The sequence below is a fragment of the Acinetobacter sp. NEB149 genome (assembly GCF_012516415.1).
Lineage (GTDB): Bacteria > Pseudomonadota > Gammaproteobacteria > Pseudomonadales > Moraxellaceae > Acinetobacter > Acinetobacter lwoffii_V.
Map to the genome: position 1 here is coordinate 459,969 of NZ_CP051208.1, position 16,957 is coordinate 476,925.

Below are 16,957 nucleotides of genomic sequence, written 5' to 3' on the forward strand. Positions count from 1 at the left end.
GAAATGACTAGGTTTTTTTAGATGACTGCAATTGAGCAAATTATGATTCAGTTGCAGTATTGGCTTTTTTCGGTGGACGACCACGTGGACGACGTGGACGGGCAGCTTGTTTCTCTGCTTTTTCAGCTTCGCTGGCTTCAGTGTCTTCTGTTGTTACTTCGGCCTGATCCTGGGCTTCTGTAACAGGAGCTTCTGATTCAGCATTTGCTTCAACTGGCGCAGCATCTTCAGGTTGAGCTTCAGTCACTGGAGCCTCTTCTGCAGGAGCTGTATCTACTGGTGCCGTAGTTTCAGTCGCTTGTTCAGCTGGCTGAGCATTTACGGTTTCTTCAATAGCGATTTCAGTGGCTACTGGAGTTTCAGTTGCTGCTGCTTCAGCTGACTCTGCTTGCGCTTCTGCTGCTGCAGGTGCTTCTGGCGCAGTTTCAACTGCCGGAGCCGGAGCTGCTTCTACTTTAGCCTGTTGCTTGGCTTGTTGCAGGGCCTGTTCTGCAGCCTGTTTAGCCAGACGGCGACGCTCACGTGGATCGTTTGCGACACGTTTGTCCGACACCGGTTTTGGTGGAGTCAGGTCCAGCACTGGAGCAGGCTCTGCTTCAACCTTGGCCACGGTCACTTGAACATCACGGGTGACCGGTTTTTTCTCTGCGGCAGGCGTTGCTGCAGCCACCAGACTCGCGTTGTACTCTTTTGTGAACTTCTCTAGAGCACGGTTGAAGGTTGGCAATAAACCAAACTGTTCAATCAGTACGGAGCAGTCTTCACCATAAACATGGCGAATCAGGCTACCAATAGTGAACTGACCCAAAGTTGGTACTTGTGAAGGAGTCAACTTCTGAACTGTAGCCTGTTGAGGCTGTCCTTCACGCTGCTGACGACGACGCTGACGCGGATCGTTACTGGCACGTGGTTTTTCAGCGCTTGATTCTTCAGCTGGTACAACTTCTTCAACAGGGGTTGTCAGTGCAGCTTCCACTACATTTTCAGCAGCGGCTTCTTCAACTGGCGCATCTGCAGGTGCAGTCACTTCAACCGCTGGCGTTGCAACTGTAGCATTGTCATTCAATGCCACGATTTCGCTTTTCGCCTGGTCAATATTCACGACCATGGCTGTTGGCATCACGTCTTGACGGGGTGCATCGACCAATTCAACACGAAGCTGCTTGTCGTTGACTGTTGGAGCTTCAACGACTGCAGGTGCTGCTTGTTGAGCCTGCTCATTCAGCACGCTTGGATCGCGGTGACGATTTGGACGTTCCTGACGTGGCTGGTTACGGCGGTCACGACGTGGCATTGCCTGTTGTGGCTGTTGCTCATTGTTTTGAACATCATTTTGCTGAGATGGTTCGTTGTGATGCTGACGGCGAGAATTACGCTTGTTTTCACGTGCTTCATGACGTTGTTCTTGACGAGATACCTGAACCACTTCTTCATGCACCTGATGTTGCTGAGGAGCGGAAGCTTCAGACTGAACCTGCTCACGCGGTTCTTTGTGCTTCGGATTGCGTGGTTTTTTGTTGTTATGACGCGGCGCTCTTTCATCACGCTCTGCCGGTTTTTCAGCATCACGTTCCTGTTTTTGCGCTACAGTCGATGGTGCCAGGTAAGCATTGCTGCTTGCCGGAGCAGCAGGTTGAGACACTTGCTGTGGAGCAGGTTGTGCCACCGGTGCAGACAATTGACCGAACTGACCACGGCTCACCGCACCGCCATTGATCATTTGTTCAATCGCTGCTGCTGCATTGTTGGCGGTACGCGATTGATCAACAGTCGTAGCTTGCTTTTGTACAAACAGGTTTTCTAACCATGCACATGGGCTGGTTGCAGGTGCAGCAACTTGCGCTTGGACAGGAGCCGGTTGAACAACAGGTGCTTGCTGTACATTTGGATTTTGCTGATTATTACGGCGTTTATTGTTTCTGCCGTTATTTTGCTGTGGGGCAGGCGCTGGCGCAGCAGCATGCGTATGTTGTTCTTCTTCTAAATGCCATTCAGACGACTCATAACCCAGCTCTTTTTCACTTGAACGAGTTGCTTCAGTACGTTCATAGCTGGTTGGTGCAAAGCCTTCGGCATTATAGGTAATTTCATAATGCGGTGTTTCCAGATGCGGATGCGGCAACACAGTAACACGCACATTTGACGTCTGTTCCAAATATACCAGGGTATGACGCTTTTCATTCAATAAGAAAGCTGCGATTTCGACTGGAACTTCGACTTGAACTTCACCATGACGTTCACGCAGGGCAATCTCTTCCACTTTACGCATAATCGAAAGGGATAAAGAACGAAGATCACGTACCATACCGGTACCATGGCAGCGTGGGCAAACGTAGCCAGTCGCTTCTTCCAGAGAAGGACGCAGACGTTGACGGCTCATTTCCATTAAACCAAAACGTGATAATTGACCGAATTGGATACGGGCACGGTCACTTTGAGTGGCTTCACGAAGTTTCGCTTCAACCATGCGCTGGTTACGATCTTTGGTCATGTCGATAAAGTCGATCACCACCAGACCGCCGATATCGCGTAAACGCAGTTGACGCGCGATTTCTTCTGCTGCTTCAATATTGGTGTTCAACGCAGTGTCTTCAACGTCGCTACCGCGGGTTGATTTTGCTGAGTTAATGTCAATTGACACCAAAGCTTCAGTCTGGTCAATCACGATCGAACCACCAGAAGGAAGTTTCACCTCACGTTCATAAGCCGTTTGGATCTGGCTTTCGATACCGAAGTGAGCGAATAGAGGCTCATTTAAGGTATAAGTTTTTAATTTGTCTAATTGAAGTGGCATCACTGCTTTTACGAAGTTATAGGCTTCGTTATAAGCTTGTTCAGAGTCAATCAGGATTTCTGCAACGTCATCACGTAAGTAATCACGAATGGCACGTGTTACCACGCCCGCTTCCTGATGCACCAACATTGGAGAAGGGCCAGAACTTGCTGTTTTCTGGATTTGTGCCCAAAGGTCGAGCAAGTGTTGCAAGTCGAGTTGCAGTTCTTCTTGTGAACGACCGATCCCGGCAGTACGCACAATCACACTCATACCACGTGGCACGTTCAGTGTTGCCAGCATTTCTTTCAGTTCTTCACGCACTGAACCAGAAATCTGACGGCTGATACCACCACCTTTAGGGTTGTTTGGCATCAAGACCAAATAACGGCCAGCAAGTGAGATAAAAGTAGACAGGGCAGCGCCTTTATTGCCACGCTCTTCTTTTTCCACCTGAACCAGAAGTTCGGTGCCTTCAGTGATCAGTTCACGGATATTTGAAGTTTGGCGAGGGTCGGCTTTGTAATATGAATTTGCGATTTCACGCATTGACAGGAAGCCTTGGCGACCTGCACCGTATTCAACGAATACAGCTTCTAAAGAAGGTTCAACGCGAGTCACGTGACCTTTGTAGATATTGGATTTTTTTTGTTCACGGGTACGATTTTCTAAATCAAAATCGTAAAGACGCTGACCAGTGACAAGTGCAACGCGAATTTCTTCGGCATGTGTTGCATTAATCAACATACGTTTCATGGGTGTAACACCTTATAGTGATACACAGCAAAAAATCGCTATACACGTAGCGAACATCACACATCACGGATCAATGGCTCAAATCTGCAATGAATTTCATTGTGGTTTGAGTCTTTTATGACCGAGCTCTATTTAATATAGATGGGCTTCGGTTTTTGATTCACGTATTGATGATGGCAATACGGCTTCAATCTTTAAACGGATTAAAGTCACCTGAACGCTTCACTGGCGGACGAGCGGTGCATTGGATGTGTGTAACTTTCACTGTCACATTGCTCGAAGATCATCCCTTCTTTATAGAAAGTGTCTTGATACGGAATTGTCGTCGTATCTTTACAAACTGTGCAGATCCAATGCATCAACGCTGTAGCCTGAAGTCGTCTTCAGGTTGCGACTAATCTGATGTGTATCAGTTTACGTTTAAAAACCAACAAAGTTGGCGACATATTTTTTAAGACAAACTGATTTATGTACCTGAGGTACAATTAAACGCAACAGTTTGCTTTGTTTGCCGATATAATAAGCCTTCGGCGTGGCATAATTCTTTGGGGACCTTCCCGTATCATGTGAGTCTTTAATTGAACAATCAAGTTCAGAAAAATCTGAAATGATTCAACTTTTACTCACAAACGATGGTTTCCGTGAGCTGACTATATCAAACCTTGCATCATCTGCCTATGGGCTAAGCTTATGTTTCTTGTGTAAAGCATAATCTAAGTGATCAGTTTTTAATCAATTTTAGTATTTTTTGGGTCATAGTAACTGTATGAATTCTACGCAACAATGGCAAAACGTCACTTGGTTTGAAGTGGATGAACATCAAGATGGACAACGCATCGATAATTTCCTGTTTAGTCGTCTGAAAGGTGTGCCAAAAAGCCGTATCTATCGTCTGATTCGTGAAGGCCAGGTTCGCGTTAATAAAAAACGCATTAAAGCAGAAACCAAACTCGCAATCGGTGACCAGATTCGCGTTGCGCCGATTCGCTATGAACAAAAAGATGAATCTGCTGCACCTGTTTCTGACAAAGTGGCACAAGGCTTATTGGCCCGTGTGATTTATGAAGATGAAGGTTTGATGGTCGTGAATAAACCTTCCGGGATTGCTGTGCATGGTGGTAGCGGTGTGGCCTATGGCCTGATTGAGGGCTTGCGTGCCGCAACCGGTAAAAAGTATCTGGAACTGATTCACCGGATTGACCGTGATACTTCCGGTCTGGTGATGATTTCCAAAAAGCGTAGCGTTTTGAAAACATTACAAGATATGTTGCGTGAACATAAAATCAAAAAAACCTATGCCGCTGTAGTAAAAGGGCAGGTCAGTCTGGATAAACAGCTGATTGATGCACCTTTACATCGTTACGAGCTGGCCAATGGTGAACGTCGTGTCTGCGTGTCCCCGAAAGAAGGTAAAGAGTCTAAAACCCAGTGGAATGTGCAGGAACGTTTTATGCATGCCACACTGGTGTATGCATCTCCGCTTTCTGGTCGTACCCATCAGATTCGTGTTCATGGTTTGAGTATTGGTCATCCGTTAGTAGGCGATGAAAAGTATGGTCATGAAACAGAATATCGTGGGCCAAAACCACGCCGTTTGTGTTTACATGCAATGCGTCTGGACATTCCGGGCTATCCAGCAATTGAAGCACCATTGCCAGAAGATATGCAGAGTCTGGTGGCGCAGTTAAGAGCGCAGAAGGCGGATAAACCGGCTGCTCAGTAAGGAATTATTTTTTTGTTTTAATAAATTCAATCCACCCTCACCCTCCTTTGAAAAAGGAGGGAATTCCCCTCTTTCTTAAAGAGGGGCTAGGGAAGATTTTAGGCATTAGCCCTTTCCTTTAAAAAGGAGAGGGGGGACATCACGTAAAATCTTCTGTCATTTGCTCAGATTACGTGAAGCTAGTATTTTAATGTTTAGAAGCATTATGTACGAAGAAAAAATGTTTTCTCTCTCCTAATTAGAAGTGGGAATCTGTCTCAGATCTTTTTGAATAGTTTTGATTCTATCAAGTGTCATCATATAAATTTGACTGTCAGTTATTCAGTATTGGATCTCTCTCTCCTTTTAGGAGAGGGTTGGGGTGAGGTGAAGAACACTAGTCTCTCAAAGTTTTGTCAAACACCGAATAAAATCTAGGAAACCTTTTATGAACTCACCTTTAAAATTGGTCATTTTCGATTGGGATGGCACTTTATTTGACTCAGTTGGTCAAATCGTAGCGAGTTTGCAGTTTGCCGCACAGCTATTTCAGCAGCCTTTAACGGATGCAGATGCGAAAAGTATTATTGGACTAGGTTTACCTGAAGTTGCACAGCAACTTTTCCCAACCGTGCCAGAATTACATAGCGATATTTTACAGGCCTATTCAGATCACTATGTTGCCAACTCATCAGGAGATTCCTGGTTTGAAGGCGTAGCGCACATGCTCGCGGATTTACAGCAGCAAGGCGTGAAACTGGCTGTCGCTACAGGGAAAAGTCGTAAAGGTCTGGATCGTGTATTGAAACAGACGAACAGTGAGGAGCTATTTGTGACCACGCGCGCAGCCAGCGAAACCCGTTCCAAACCTCATCCATTAATGTTAGAAGAAATTCTGGCAGAAACCGGTGTGCAGGCTGAACATGCGATTATGGTCGGTGATACGTCTTATGATCTGGAAATGGCGCAAAATATTGCCATGCCAAGTGTTGGGGTAAGTTATGGCGTACATGCGCCTGAACTTTTGGCTCAATTTAATCCAGTCTGTATCGTGGATGATGTGGCTGCTTTGCATAGTGGGCGAATTCAAACATGAGGTGCGACAGTTTCAAAAGCCTTATGATAATCAACAAGCTGAGCAAACTTCTCTAATGGTGTAAGCCAATCTAACGCTTTTCTAGGACGAGTATTCAGTGACATGGCAACTTGATTTAAATAATGCTGATCTGCCTGATTTAAATCAATCCCTTTAGGTAAATATTGCCTAATTAAACCATTCATATTTTCGCATGTGCCTTTTTGCCATGGTGAATGTGGGTCACAGAAATATACATCTATGCCTAAATCTTCTTCGAGTATTTTATGTTCTGACATCTCACGTCCACGGTCATAGGTCAACGTTTTACGCAGTTCTGCAGGTAAATATTTCAGAGCTTCAGTTAAAGCCTTGCGCACTGATTCTGCCTTTGCATCAGGTAATGTTGCCAAGATACAGAGCCGTGTATTTCGTTCAATAAGTGTTGCTATCGAACTTTTATTGTCTTTACCTTTAATTAAATCGGCCTCCCAATGACCCGGTATTTTTCTTTCTTGAACTTCAGCTGGGCGCTCATGAATAGTTTTAATATCCTGTAATATAGAATCTTTTTTAGGTTCACCGTTAGCTTTTCGCTTTTTATTTTCATGACGCAGACAGGATAATAAGTCTTTTTTCAACTCACCCTTTGGTAATGCTCGTATAGTTGAGTAAATCGTTGTATGGCTTACATTCATTGTTTGATCCAAATCAGGAAATGTCTTTAAACGCTTCGATATTTGCTGAGGAGACCATAAACAACGGATCGCTTCAACAATAAATCTCCAGAGGATTGAGTCGATTTTGAGTTTTCTGTGACCACGTCTACGTCTAGCGAAGGTGTTATCAGAAGCATATCGAGCTTGATAAACGTCATTGATGCTATTTCTTTTAAGTTCACGATAGATCGTACTAGGATGTCTTTTAATAAGTTCAGCAAATTTTCTGGGTGAAAAGCCTTCTTTTCTTGACTCAAGCATTAATGCAGTACGATCTTCAAAGTTAAGATGATGGTATGACAATTTTATATACTCCATAAACCCTTTAAATTAATTAGGTGGTTTATGTCGCACTTCAAGTTTTACTCTGCCGTGCATTGTTGGCTAAAGTCCAATGGAAACAAGCAGTTTAATCCAGTATCTTGGTTGCAGTGCAAGAAATGTGTTTCCCCGGTTTGAATTGGCTGGGGAATGCTGCAGATTTAAGCGCTGGTTCTTATCTTTTAGTCTAAAGTCGTAATTGTACTGATTTTATTCGATCATATTATGGCAGTTATTTTGCTAAATAACGATGTATTTTAAATAATAAGATTTTGTTTTATTTCGTTTTTTATAAATTATTCTTATAGATAATAGCTATAGCAAAAAATAAAATAACTATTGGCACAAACGCCGGATTTTTCCCATCCTAAAACTGTTTATTCCTATGCTCGCTCTGAGAAAGACATTCCATGCGGATGATCAGCCTGATCCTTTGCATACTTTCTGTCCCTCTTAGATCCCGGCATAAGCCTAATTTTTGCAGTTTAAGGAAACATTGATGTCGAATTCTGCTGTTATTGAATCAGTTGCACAAGCACTTCGTAGCGCTGAATTATCACAAACTGCGATCGCACCGATTCGCCCGGAACTTGGCGGTGAAAGTGCTGACGTAGATATCGCCTATGCCGTTCAGGAAGTGAATACCGAGCGTACTTTGTCTGAAGGTCGCCGTCTGGTGGGTCGTAAAATTGGTTTGACGTCTAAAGTCGTTCAAGCGCAACTAGGTGTAGATCAGCCGGATTTCGGTATGTTATTTGCCGACATGGCCTATGGCGATGGTGAAGCAATTCCAGCCGGCCTTCTGATTCAGCCGAAAGTTGAAGCGGAAATCGCATTGGTGATTAACCAGGATTTAACCAAAGAAAAACACACCTATGCAGACATTATCAGCGCAACTGATTATGCATTGCCTGCAATTGAAGTGGTCGATAGCCGTATCGAAAACTGGAAAATCAGCCTGATTGATACTGTGGCGGATAACGCATCTTCTGCTGCATTTGTCTTAGGTTCTCAGCCGGTTAAATTAGAAAATCTTGATCTGGTGAACTGCAAGATGGTGATGACGCGCGGTGAGGAAGTCGTTTCTCAAGGCGTGGGTAAAGCATGTCTGGCCAACCCATTGAATGCTGCTGTTTGGCTGGCTGATGAAATGGTACGCCGTGGTCGTCCATTGTTGGCAGGTGACATCATCTTGACGGGTGCTTTAGGTCCAATGGTTGTGGCGCAACCAGGTGATGAATTCAAAGTTGAAATTGAAGGCTTCGGTTCAGTAACCGCTGCATTCGCTGCTGAATAATCAAGATTCCAAGAGAGTACATTCATGAAAAAGATTAAATGTGCAATGATCGGTCCAGGGAATATTGGTACTGATTTGCTTTATAAATTACAACGCAGCGAATGGTTAGAGCCTGTTTGGATGGTGGGGATTGACCCGACTTCTGAAGGTTTGGCGCGTGCTGCGAAAATGGGTTTAAAAACCACAGCTGAAGGCGTTGATGGTCTTCTTCCTCATGTGATTGCTGATGACATCAAAATTGCATTCGACGCAACTTCTGCCTATGTCCATGCTGAAAACAGCCGCAAGCTGAATGAACTTGGCGTGTTGATGATCGACTTAACGCCTGCTGCGATTGGTCCATTTTGTGTACCACCAGTCAACCTTGAAGCATTACTACAAGCGGGCGAAGTACCAAACGTGAACATGGTGACATGTGGCGGTCAGGCAACGATTCCGATGGTGGCTGCGGTTTCTCGCGTTCAACCTGTTGAATACGGCGAAATCATTGCAACTGTATCGACTAAGTCGGTTGGTCCGGGAACGCGTAAAAACATTGATGAATTCACACGTACTACTGCAGGTGCCATTGAGAAAGTCGGCGGCGCGAAACAAGGTAAAGCGATCATCATCATTAACCCGGCTGAGCCACCTCTAATGATGCGTGATACTGTTCACTGTCTAGTAGAAGGTGAGCCGGATCAGGCAGCGATCACTGAATCTGTACATGCCATGATCAAGGAAGTTCAAAAATACGTACCAGGTTACAAGCTTGTAAATGGTCCTGTATTTGATGGCAACCGTGTATCAGTTTACTTGGAAGTTGAAGGTCTGGGTGACTTCCTGCCGAAATACGCAGGCAACCTGGATATTATGACTGCAGCAGCTGCACGTACTGCAGAAATGTTCGCAGAACACGTGTTCAACATCGCTGAAGCTTAAAGGAATACCAAAATGTCTAAGATTATTGTTCATGATATGACTTTGCGTGATGGTATGCACCCGCAGCGCCATCAAACGACTGTTGAGCAAATGATTGCAATTTCAACAGCACTTGATGATGCTGGCGTACCTTTAATTGAAGTAACGCACGGTGACGGCCTGGGCGGTTCATCAGTGAACTACGGTTTTGCTGCTGCAACGGATGAAGAATACCTGTCTGCTGTCGTGCCACGTATGAAAAATGCAAAAATTTCTGCATTGCTTCTACCTGGTATCGGTACGGTTGACCATTTGAAAATGGCACATGAAATTGGTGTGTCTACCATTCGTGTGGCGACGCATTGTACTGAAGCGGATTGTTCTGAACAGCACATCACCGCTGCACGTAAACTAGACATGGACACTGTGGGCTTCTTGATGCTTGCGCACATGGCAACACCTGAAAAATTGCTTGAAGAAGCAAACAAGATGGTGTCTTACGGTGCAAACTGTATCTATGTGACAGATTCAGCAGGTTATATGCTTCCTCAAGACGTTATTGATCGCGTAGGTCACTTACGTCAACACTTGGACCCAAGCATTGAGCTTGGTTTCCACGGTCACCACAACTTAGGTATGGGTGTATCGAATACTGTTGCTGCTGTTCAAGCAGGTGCAGTACGTGTTGACTTGGCATCTGCAGGTTTGGGTGCTGGCGCAGGTAATACGCCACTTGAACTGTTTATCGCTGTGGCAAACCGTATGGGTATGGACACTGGCGTTGACTTGTTCAAAGTACAAGATGTTGCTGAAGATCTAGTGATTCCAATGATGCACAACCCAATTCGTGCAGACCGTGATGCGGCTACTTTAGGTTATGCGGGTGTTTACTCTTCATTCCTGTTGTTTGCTAAACGCGCTGAAGCGAAATATGGCGTATCTGCACGTGAAATCCTGATGGAACTTGGTCGCCGTGGTACGGTAGGTGGTCAGGAAGACATGATTGAAGACCTGGCATTAACCATGTCTAAAGCTCGTGAGTTACAAGCTTAATTTTTAATGCCGTGGTATTAAAATAAGGCTAATAAAAAAGCATCCGATTTGGATGCTTTTTTATTATGAAGTAGATTTAATAATATATTAAAACTCTGATCTCAGATATTTTAGTTATAGTGCTAAGTATCCATTAAAAAGTAAACATGTATTCTTTTCCGAATTGGTTTGATACTTTCTCCACCCATTGCTCTATTTTGTCAGCTGTCATGACTTGAAAATCTCGCCAATAATATTTCATCTGCTTCCATACCATCTCGATTCGATTTAACTCAGGGCTATAAGCTGGAATAAAATACAGATTCGTCGAAAAGTTAGTTTTAAGTAGCTCTCTGTAATCAGCCATCTTTTTACTTCTATGAATCGAGGCATTATCAACAATAAGAACCAATGGAAGGTTATATGTCTGTTTTACTTGTTGAGCTATTCCAGTTAAATAGGCATAAAACCAAGTACTTGTCACTGACTCTTGTAAACAGCTTGTCACCAGTTTCCCCGTTGAAAGCAAACACCCCATGACATTAACTCGTTTTAATCTTATTGCATCAACCGCATGAACATCACCTATCTTTGTCCACGCATAGCGGTTATCAGGTGTAGATGAAAATCCTGTTTCATCAACATAACCTAATATAATTTCACCACGTGCCGCTTGCTCTCGTAATTCTTCAATCTGCTGTGTTGCTTGTTCAAATGCAATCGGATCTCTTTTTTTTCAAGCTATGACGGGTACGCTTGAAGACCATACCTGAATCACGTAAAAACTTACGAATGGTTTCAACAGACACGGACACTTCGTATTCTTCATGTAGTTTGACTCGGATTTGTTCTGCATTGAGTGGACTTGTATTGACCCAATCTAGGATTTTCGCCTGATAGTCTGAGATCAATGTATTGGGTCGACCTGAGCGATGACCTTCTTTAATCGATTCAAGCTCATACAATTCCCAACGTCGGCGTTGTAGCCTTATGGTTTCTGGGATACGTTCTTGTAGAGTGGCAACTTCCGCAACACTTTTACCTTCGGAAAGCCAGAGAATAGTTTGGGCACGTTGCCTTTCACGCCAATGTTTTGCATGCTTGACCAGAAAAATGAGTCGTTCTCGCTGTTCTAAACTAAGTGGTACAGAAACAATTCTAGGCATGTGTGAACATCTGTTAACTAAAAAAACCTTTTCGCATCATTAGTTATTTTTGTCAACTTATGTGAAGATTATTTTAGTTTAATTTTTTCCTTAAACATAAAAACGATAAATAAAAAATATTATCTTAAAGTTTTTAAAAAAAATGCGCTTATTAATAAAGGAAACAGAAATTTGAATTAAATATCTGGTCAAATTTTTATTTTCATTAATCGGTTTAAAATCTAAGAGATTGAGCGCTTAAATCTGGGCTTGGAATATGCAGAGCTAAAAGAGCAAAAGTTTAATACTGTGGTCGGATTTTTTATTTAAACCGACTTGCGCATGATGGCGGCATGGATTTTATCAGCTGAATCGGGAACTCATCATGCGTCGTCACAATTTACGGATTGCAATGCTTGCTGCGACAGCAACTTTAGGGACAACTGCAACGAATGCAGACTTTATTGACGACAGCAATGTTCAACTCAAATTTAAAAACTTTTATCTAGACCGTCAGTATCAAGATAACTACTCATCACGTAACTGGGGTTCTTGGTCACAAGGCGTGACTCTGGATGCCAAGTCCGGTTATCACGATATCGGTGGTGGTGTGCAGGTCGGTGCAGATCTTCTTATTCAGCATGCGTTCCGTTTGAATGGTCGTGATAATAATCCTGACTGGGTTTTACCGCATGAAGGACCAGGCAAAGGGCAAAAAGATAATTTTGGTAAAGTTGGTGCGACCTTAAAAGCCAAAGTGTCACAAACTGAACTGAAAGTCGGCGAGTTATTGCCGGTATCTCCAGTCTTGGTATTCGATCCATCGCGTCAGTTATTGACGACGTATAGTGGTGCCTGGTTAGAGTCTAAAGACCTTAAAGATACCAAGTTAACTCTTGCGTATATTGATGGCATTAATAACCGTTATGACAACCAGTTCCGCGACTTAACTAAATTTGCTCCACCAAGTTTCTATGATACGGGTGCTGAAGCTGATGGCATGTGGATTGCAGGCATAGACCACCAGCTTACTAAAGAAGTAGGTGCGAGCTACTGGTATGCCGATGTTCAAGACATTTACCAACAGCATTATCTGGGTGTCAATTACAAAACTACGCTCGGTGAAAAAACCAAATTAGATAGCCATATTCGTTACTTCGATAACTCGGAGTCAGGTGACAAGCTGTATGGTGAGATCGATAACCAGGCATTATCTGTAGCTGCAAAAGTGAATCATGGTGCACATAGCGTAGGTGTAGGTTACCAGCAAATGTTTGGTGATAGCGCATTCCCGACATTGGGTGGCTGGGTGCCACAGCCTTATCTGGCGAACTGGGGGGTAGCGACTTTTACCGCGCCAGAAGAAAAATCATGGAGTGTTTCTTATGGCTATGACTTCTCTGAAATGGGTGCAAAAGGCTTAAATGCAACAGCCGTATATTTCAAAGGTCATAATCAGAAAGGTACTAGGGCGTATCAAGGCCAGAACTTCAATACGGATGAAGTGAATGCTATCGTGAACTACACTGTGCCAGAAGGTAAATTAAAAGGTTTGGGTGTACAGGCGATGTATATTGATGTGAATTTTGCCAATCCAGCAAAACCAGACCTGCAAGAATACCGTGTCGCCACCACTTATACCCATAAATTCTAATACCCGTATATTTTAAAAGCAGTCAGTCTTCTGGCTGCTTTTTGGTTTAAGCGTTCCATTGTTGCATTAAAGGCTTAGATTGAGTAGGGTTTTATTTTAAATTGATATATAAAACAAATACTTAAATTATATCTATTTTGTAGGGTGCAATCGTAATTTTGTATCAGTTTGCTGCGGCTGAGCGGTTAATATAAGGGTGTACACAAGTCATTTTAATGAGTCAACTTGACGTCGAATTCTTGAAAATAGAGGGACACGCAAGCGAAAGACTGTAAGAGGAAGCAATATGAGCACTGTTCAAATCCCTGACTATCAAACAGATCCATTCTTTGGCTTAGAAGATAAATGGATTGAAACCGCTGAAGGCGAGTTGACCCATTACCACGAAATTGGTGAAGGTACGCCTATTCTATTTTTACACGGTTCAGGTACGGGTGTATCGGCTGCGGCAAACTGGTGGTTAAACCTGCCACAAATTGGTGAGCAGGCGCGTTGTATCGCGATTGATACCATTGGTTATGGCCAGACTGTAGTTGCACCGGGTACTGAATATGGTATCCGTGCCTGGGTAGATCATGCGATCCGTACGCTAGACGCTTTGGGTATCGAAAAAACCTGGTTGGTCGGCAACTCTCTGGGTGGCTGGTTAGCATTCCAGATGGCACTGGATTATCCAGATCGCATTTTGGGTATCGTGTCTATGGGTACGGGCGGTGCAAAACAGACTGCTGCACTCAAAGCTCATGCAAACCCAGTTCTTACAGAAGAAGGGATCAAGAAAACCCTTTCTATGTTTGTCGTGAACAAAGACCTGATTACAGATGAACTGGTAAAAGTACGTTTTGCTTCTGCTGCAAATGACTATGCATCAAATCGTTTAATGGATGTGGTTGGCGCACGTGACCGTGACCGTTTCGAGTTCCCATTAGATTTCGAAAAAATGAAAGACATTACTGTGCCTGTATTGCTGATTCATGGTACGCAAGACGTGGTGATTCCGGTTTCTCGTACTTGGGACATCCTGAACATCGTACCAAATGCTGATGCACATATCTTCAGCCAATGCGGTCACTGGTCTCAAGTTGAAAAAGCAGACGAATTCAACACTGTGATCAAAAACTACCTGGCTGTACACGGCGTAAAATAAGCTGAATGTAGTTTTAAAAAAGGATGGCTTCGGTCATCCTTTTTTATATCGGAAATATTTAAGGCAGGGTGCTTAAGTGAGTTTGATTCTCATTTATTTGGATAAATCTAAAAATCTAATAATTTTTATAGGTTTGAGCTATTTAAACTGAGAAAAATCCGAATGAAACTTTATTAGACTTAAGTGGTAAATGCAGCACATTTAGAGCTAAAAATACACAATTTTGGTCGAGGTCAAGTGACAAATTTAAATGCTAGAAATAGATCCTTTATCAAAAAATTAAATTAAAATTGAATTCTTAAGCATAAAATAATAAAACAAAAAAAAGCACATGCCTGTCAAAAGTTGAATGGCATAGGCTTAATGAGAGGAAGAAATGGGATTAATTTTGTTCACTACGGTTAATATCCAGATAGAACACACGGGTCAAAAGTTCAAGAAATTTGCTGACGGCATAGGATTTGTTGTTTTTATGGTAGCTGACATACAGGTCTAAATAGGGCAACTCTACGTCTAGCGGACGAATCACGGTATTGTCCATGGTCAGTGGTGCAATATAGCCAGGCAAAATGGTACAGCCTAGGCCCATTCCGATCGAGTTGATATTAAATAAAATATTATCGGCCTTTTGCACGATATTGATTTCAATGCCGTTGGCTTTGGCAAAGTCCAGAATAGCCTGGTTCAGGGTCAAGGACTGCTCTGCTGATGGAATAATAAAATCAATACCATTCAATGCTTTAACAGGAATTCTTTCGTATTTTGCTAAGGGGTGATCTTTAGGCAGGAGAAAAATCAGCGGTTCACGAATCACGAACTGGCTTTCAATTTCATCACTATTGAAATTATGACGGGTAAATGTCAGATCCAGATCGCCTTTTTTTAACAAACGCATCTGCTCATTGTTGTTCAGGCTGAGCAGTTCAATTTTTAAATCCGGGTTCTGTACACGTAGATTTGGCAAGATATACGGGAAGATTTTCATCTCGGCCACCGGTACAAAACCGATGCGGAGCATTTGCTGTTTGGCCTGTGACACCTGACGTGCCATGGCAACGGCTTTGTCCGCCTGTGCCAGGGTGAGACGGGCCTGTTCCAGGAATACGGCGCCTTCTTCGGTCAGCTCTACTTTACGTTTGGTCCGGTTGAGTAGCTTTACCCCGACATCTTCTTCCAGGTCTTTGATTTGCTGGCTAAGTGAGGGTTGAGCCGTATAAAGTTTAAGTGCTGCCTTACTAAAATTGAGCTCTTCAGCAACGGTGATAAAGTAGCGAAGGTGTCGTAATTCCATGTCATCAACCCAAAGAGTAATCCAAAAAATGTCTTACTATAATTTCCTCAAAGTATAATCTATAAACAACTATGTCGTGAAGATTATTTTCCCATTCATAAACTAAATGCTCTGGCGGAATTAATAGATGTTCTAATATAAAAATTCACGTGCTTAATAATTAGACTTCCGTCATAAATCAAAAAACGTACAATTTATTTGATCTTAAATTAATCAGCAAAATTATTTAATTCAAGAGATAATCCTTGGATGAAATTCAAAGATATTCAAAAATTATCAAACGTTAAGTTTCGTAGGCTTACCGGTGTTAGTTGGGCTACATTTAACCTCATGTTGGCCGAGCTAAATAAGCATTTACCTCGTCATATTGGTAAAGGACGACCGCATAAATTACCGTTGGAAGATCGTTTGCTCTTATGTATAGAATATTGGAGAGAATATCGAACATTTTTCCATCTTGGTATGAGTTACGGTGTATCTGAAACGAGTGCAATTCGTATCACACGTGTTATTGAAGATACCTTAATCCGTTCTGGAAAATTTAACTTGCCAAAACAACTTCCTAATCGAGATGAAGTGGATTGGGAAGTTGTTGTGATTGATGCAACTGAAATATTAGTTCAACGTCCAAAAAAAACAGAAGAAATGGTATAGCGGTAAAAAAAAGCGACATACCTTTAAATTTCAGCTATCTATGCACTATACAACAGGTGAAATACTGAGTGTATGTGGAAGTCATGGAAGCATGCATGATTTTAAAATATTTAAAAAAAGTATGAGGAAATTAAAATTTAAGCCCTTTTTTATCGTTGATAAGGGGTATTTAGGGATAAAAAAATTGGGTTTTGGATGCCTCATGCCATCTAAAGCAAAGAAAACTGAAAAATTAGATTCTGAATTAAAAAAGTTAAATACAGAGATTGGTCGTAGACGAATTCAAGTAGAGCATGTATTTGGAAGGATGAAATGTTTTAAGATTTTATCTTGTGTATATAGAAATCGTCGTAAAAGATTAAACCTGCGGTTTAATTTACTTGCTGGCATATACAATTTAGATTGGGTGAAAGATAAACAATTAAATTGATTGAAAAATGATTTATGAAGGAAGTCTATTGTTTTAAGCTCTTAATTGAAACAAAAAAAAT

At 42.6% G+C, this 16,957-nt stretch carries 13 protein-coding genes and 1 pseudogene; 9 read left to right on the top strand and 5 right to left on the bottom strand.

Annotated elements, in window-relative coordinates; translation table 11 throughout:
* Window positions 1–40: 40 nt before the first annotated feature.
* Window positions 41–3,529 carry an Rne/Rng family ribonuclease gene (locus tag HGD77_RS02140; RefSeq protein ID WP_004729400.1) on the bottom strand — a complete coding sequence of 1,163 codons (3,489 nt, stop codon included), beginning with the start codon at window positions 3,527–3,529 and terminating at the stop codon, window positions 41–43.
* 766 nt (window positions 3,530–4,295) lie between these two features.
* On the opposite strand from HGD77_RS02140, the gene HGD77_RS02145 reads away from it, so the two are divergent.
* The gene (locus tag HGD77_RS02145) at window positions 4,296–5,252 is read left to right on the top strand and encodes an RluA family pseudouridine synthase (protein ID WP_004278531.1); all 957 of its coding nucleotides are present in this window, start codon (window positions 4,296–4,298) and stop codon (window positions 5,250–5,252) included.
* Between the two features lie 427 nt (window positions 5,253–5,679).
* Window positions 5,680–6,327 (top strand): HAD-IA family hydrolase, encoded by a 648-nt coding sequence (locus HGD77_RS02150; RefSeq protein ID WP_004729402.1) that lies wholly within the window; start codon window positions 5,680–5,682, stop codon window positions 6,325–6,327.
* Here the strand turns inward: HGD77_RS02150 and HGD77_RS02155 are convergent.
* On the bottom strand, window positions 6,318–7,286 hold the full coding sequence (locus HGD77_RS02155) for an IS30 family transposase (protein WP_228761473.1): 969 nt from the start codon (window positions 7,284–7,286) through the stop codon (window positions 6,318–6,320). The genes HGD77_RS02150 and HGD77_RS02155 overlap by 10 nt on opposite strands.
* 559 nt (window positions 7,287–7,845) lie before the next feature.
* Between HGD77_RS02155 and HGD77_RS02160 the strand changes: the two genes are divergently transcribed.
* Genes HGD77_RS02160 through dmpG form a run of 3 tightly spaced genes read left to right on the top strand, consistent with a single transcriptional unit; the run spans window position 7,846 to window position 10,596 of the window.
* Window positions 7,846–8,643, top strand: coding sequence for a 2-keto-4-pentenoate hydratase (locus HGD77_RS02160; protein ID WP_138742543.1), 798 nt, complete (start codon window positions 7,846–7,848; stop codon window positions 8,641–8,643).
* 24 nt (window positions 8,644–8,667) lie between these two features.
* Window positions 8,668–9,564 carry an acetaldehyde dehydrogenase (acetylating) gene (locus tag HGD77_RS02165; RefSeq protein WP_138742544.1) on the top strand — a complete coding sequence of 299 codons (897 nt, stop codon included), beginning with the start codon at window positions 8,668–8,670 and terminating at the stop codon, window positions 9,562–9,564.
* Window positions 9,565–9,576: 12 nt separating this feature from the next.
* Window positions 9,577–10,596: a 4-hydroxy-2-oxovalerate aldolase gene (dmpG, locus tag HGD77_RS02170; protein WP_005107995.1), complete on the top strand. Its 1,020-nt coding sequence runs from the start codon at window positions 9,577–9,579 to the stop codon at window positions 10,594–10,596.
* Between the two features lie 133 nt (window positions 10,597–10,729).
* Here the strand turns inward: dmpG and HGD77_RS02175 are convergent, their stop codons facing one another.
* Together HGD77_RS02175 and HGD77_RS02180 are read right to left on the bottom strand one after the other, a co-directional pair.
* Window positions 10,730–11,296 (bottom strand): IS630 family transposase, encoded by a 567-nt coding sequence (locus tag HGD77_RS02175; protein ID WP_108675453.1) that lies wholly within the window; start codon window positions 11,294–11,296, stop codon window positions 10,730–10,732.
* Window positions 11,286–11,741 carry a helix-turn-helix domain-containing protein gene (locus HGD77_RS02180; protein ID WP_004730277.1) on the bottom strand — a complete coding sequence of 152 codons (456 nt, stop codon included), beginning with the start codon at window positions 11,739–11,741 and terminating at the stop codon, window positions 11,286–11,288. Before HGD77_RS02180 ends, HGD77_RS02175 begins: the two co-directional genes overlap by 11 nt.
* A gap of 364 nt (window positions 11,742–12,105) precedes the next feature.
* On the opposite strand from HGD77_RS02180, the gene HGD77_RS02185 reads away from it, so the two are divergent.
* Together HGD77_RS02185 and HGD77_RS02190 are read left to right on the top strand one after the other, a co-directional pair.
* On the top strand, window positions 12,106–13,374 hold the full coding sequence (locus HGD77_RS02185; protein ID WP_138742822.1) for an OprD family outer membrane porin: 1,269 nt from the start codon (window positions 12,106–12,108) through the stop codon (window positions 13,372–13,374).
* A 286-nt stretch (window positions 13,375–13,660) separates the two neighbouring features.
* Window positions 13,661–14,521 (top strand): alpha/beta fold hydrolase, encoded by an 861-nt coding sequence (locus HGD77_RS02190; RefSeq protein WP_004278523.1) that lies wholly within the window; start codon window positions 13,661–13,663, stop codon window positions 14,519–14,521.
* Window positions 14,522–14,903: 382 nt separating this feature from the next.
* Here HGD77_RS02190 and hcaR read toward each other — a convergent pair whose 3' ends face one another.
* A complete protein-coding gene (gene hcaR, locus HGD77_RS02195) occupies window positions 14,904–15,812 on the bottom strand; it encodes a DNA-binding transcriptional regulator HcaR (RefSeq protein WP_138742823.1) in 909 nt (302 codons plus the stop codon).
* Between the two features lie 330 nt (window positions 15,813–16,142).
* On the opposite strand from hcaR, the gene HGD77_RS02200 reads away from it, so the two are divergent.
* Both HGD77_RS02200 and HGD77_RS02205 read left to right on the top strand, forming a co-directional pair.
* Window positions 16,143–16,466, top strand: a complete 324-nt coding sequence (locus tag HGD77_RS02200; protein WP_032031561.1) for an IS5 family transposase — start codon at window positions 16,143–16,145, stop codon at window positions 16,464–16,466.
* A gap of 37 nt (window positions 16,467–16,503) precedes the next feature.
* Window positions 16,504–16,896: pseudogene (locus HGD77_RS02205) on the top strand (transposase family protein); the annotation flags it as partial.
* Window positions 16,897–16,957 lie beyond the last annotated feature (61 nt).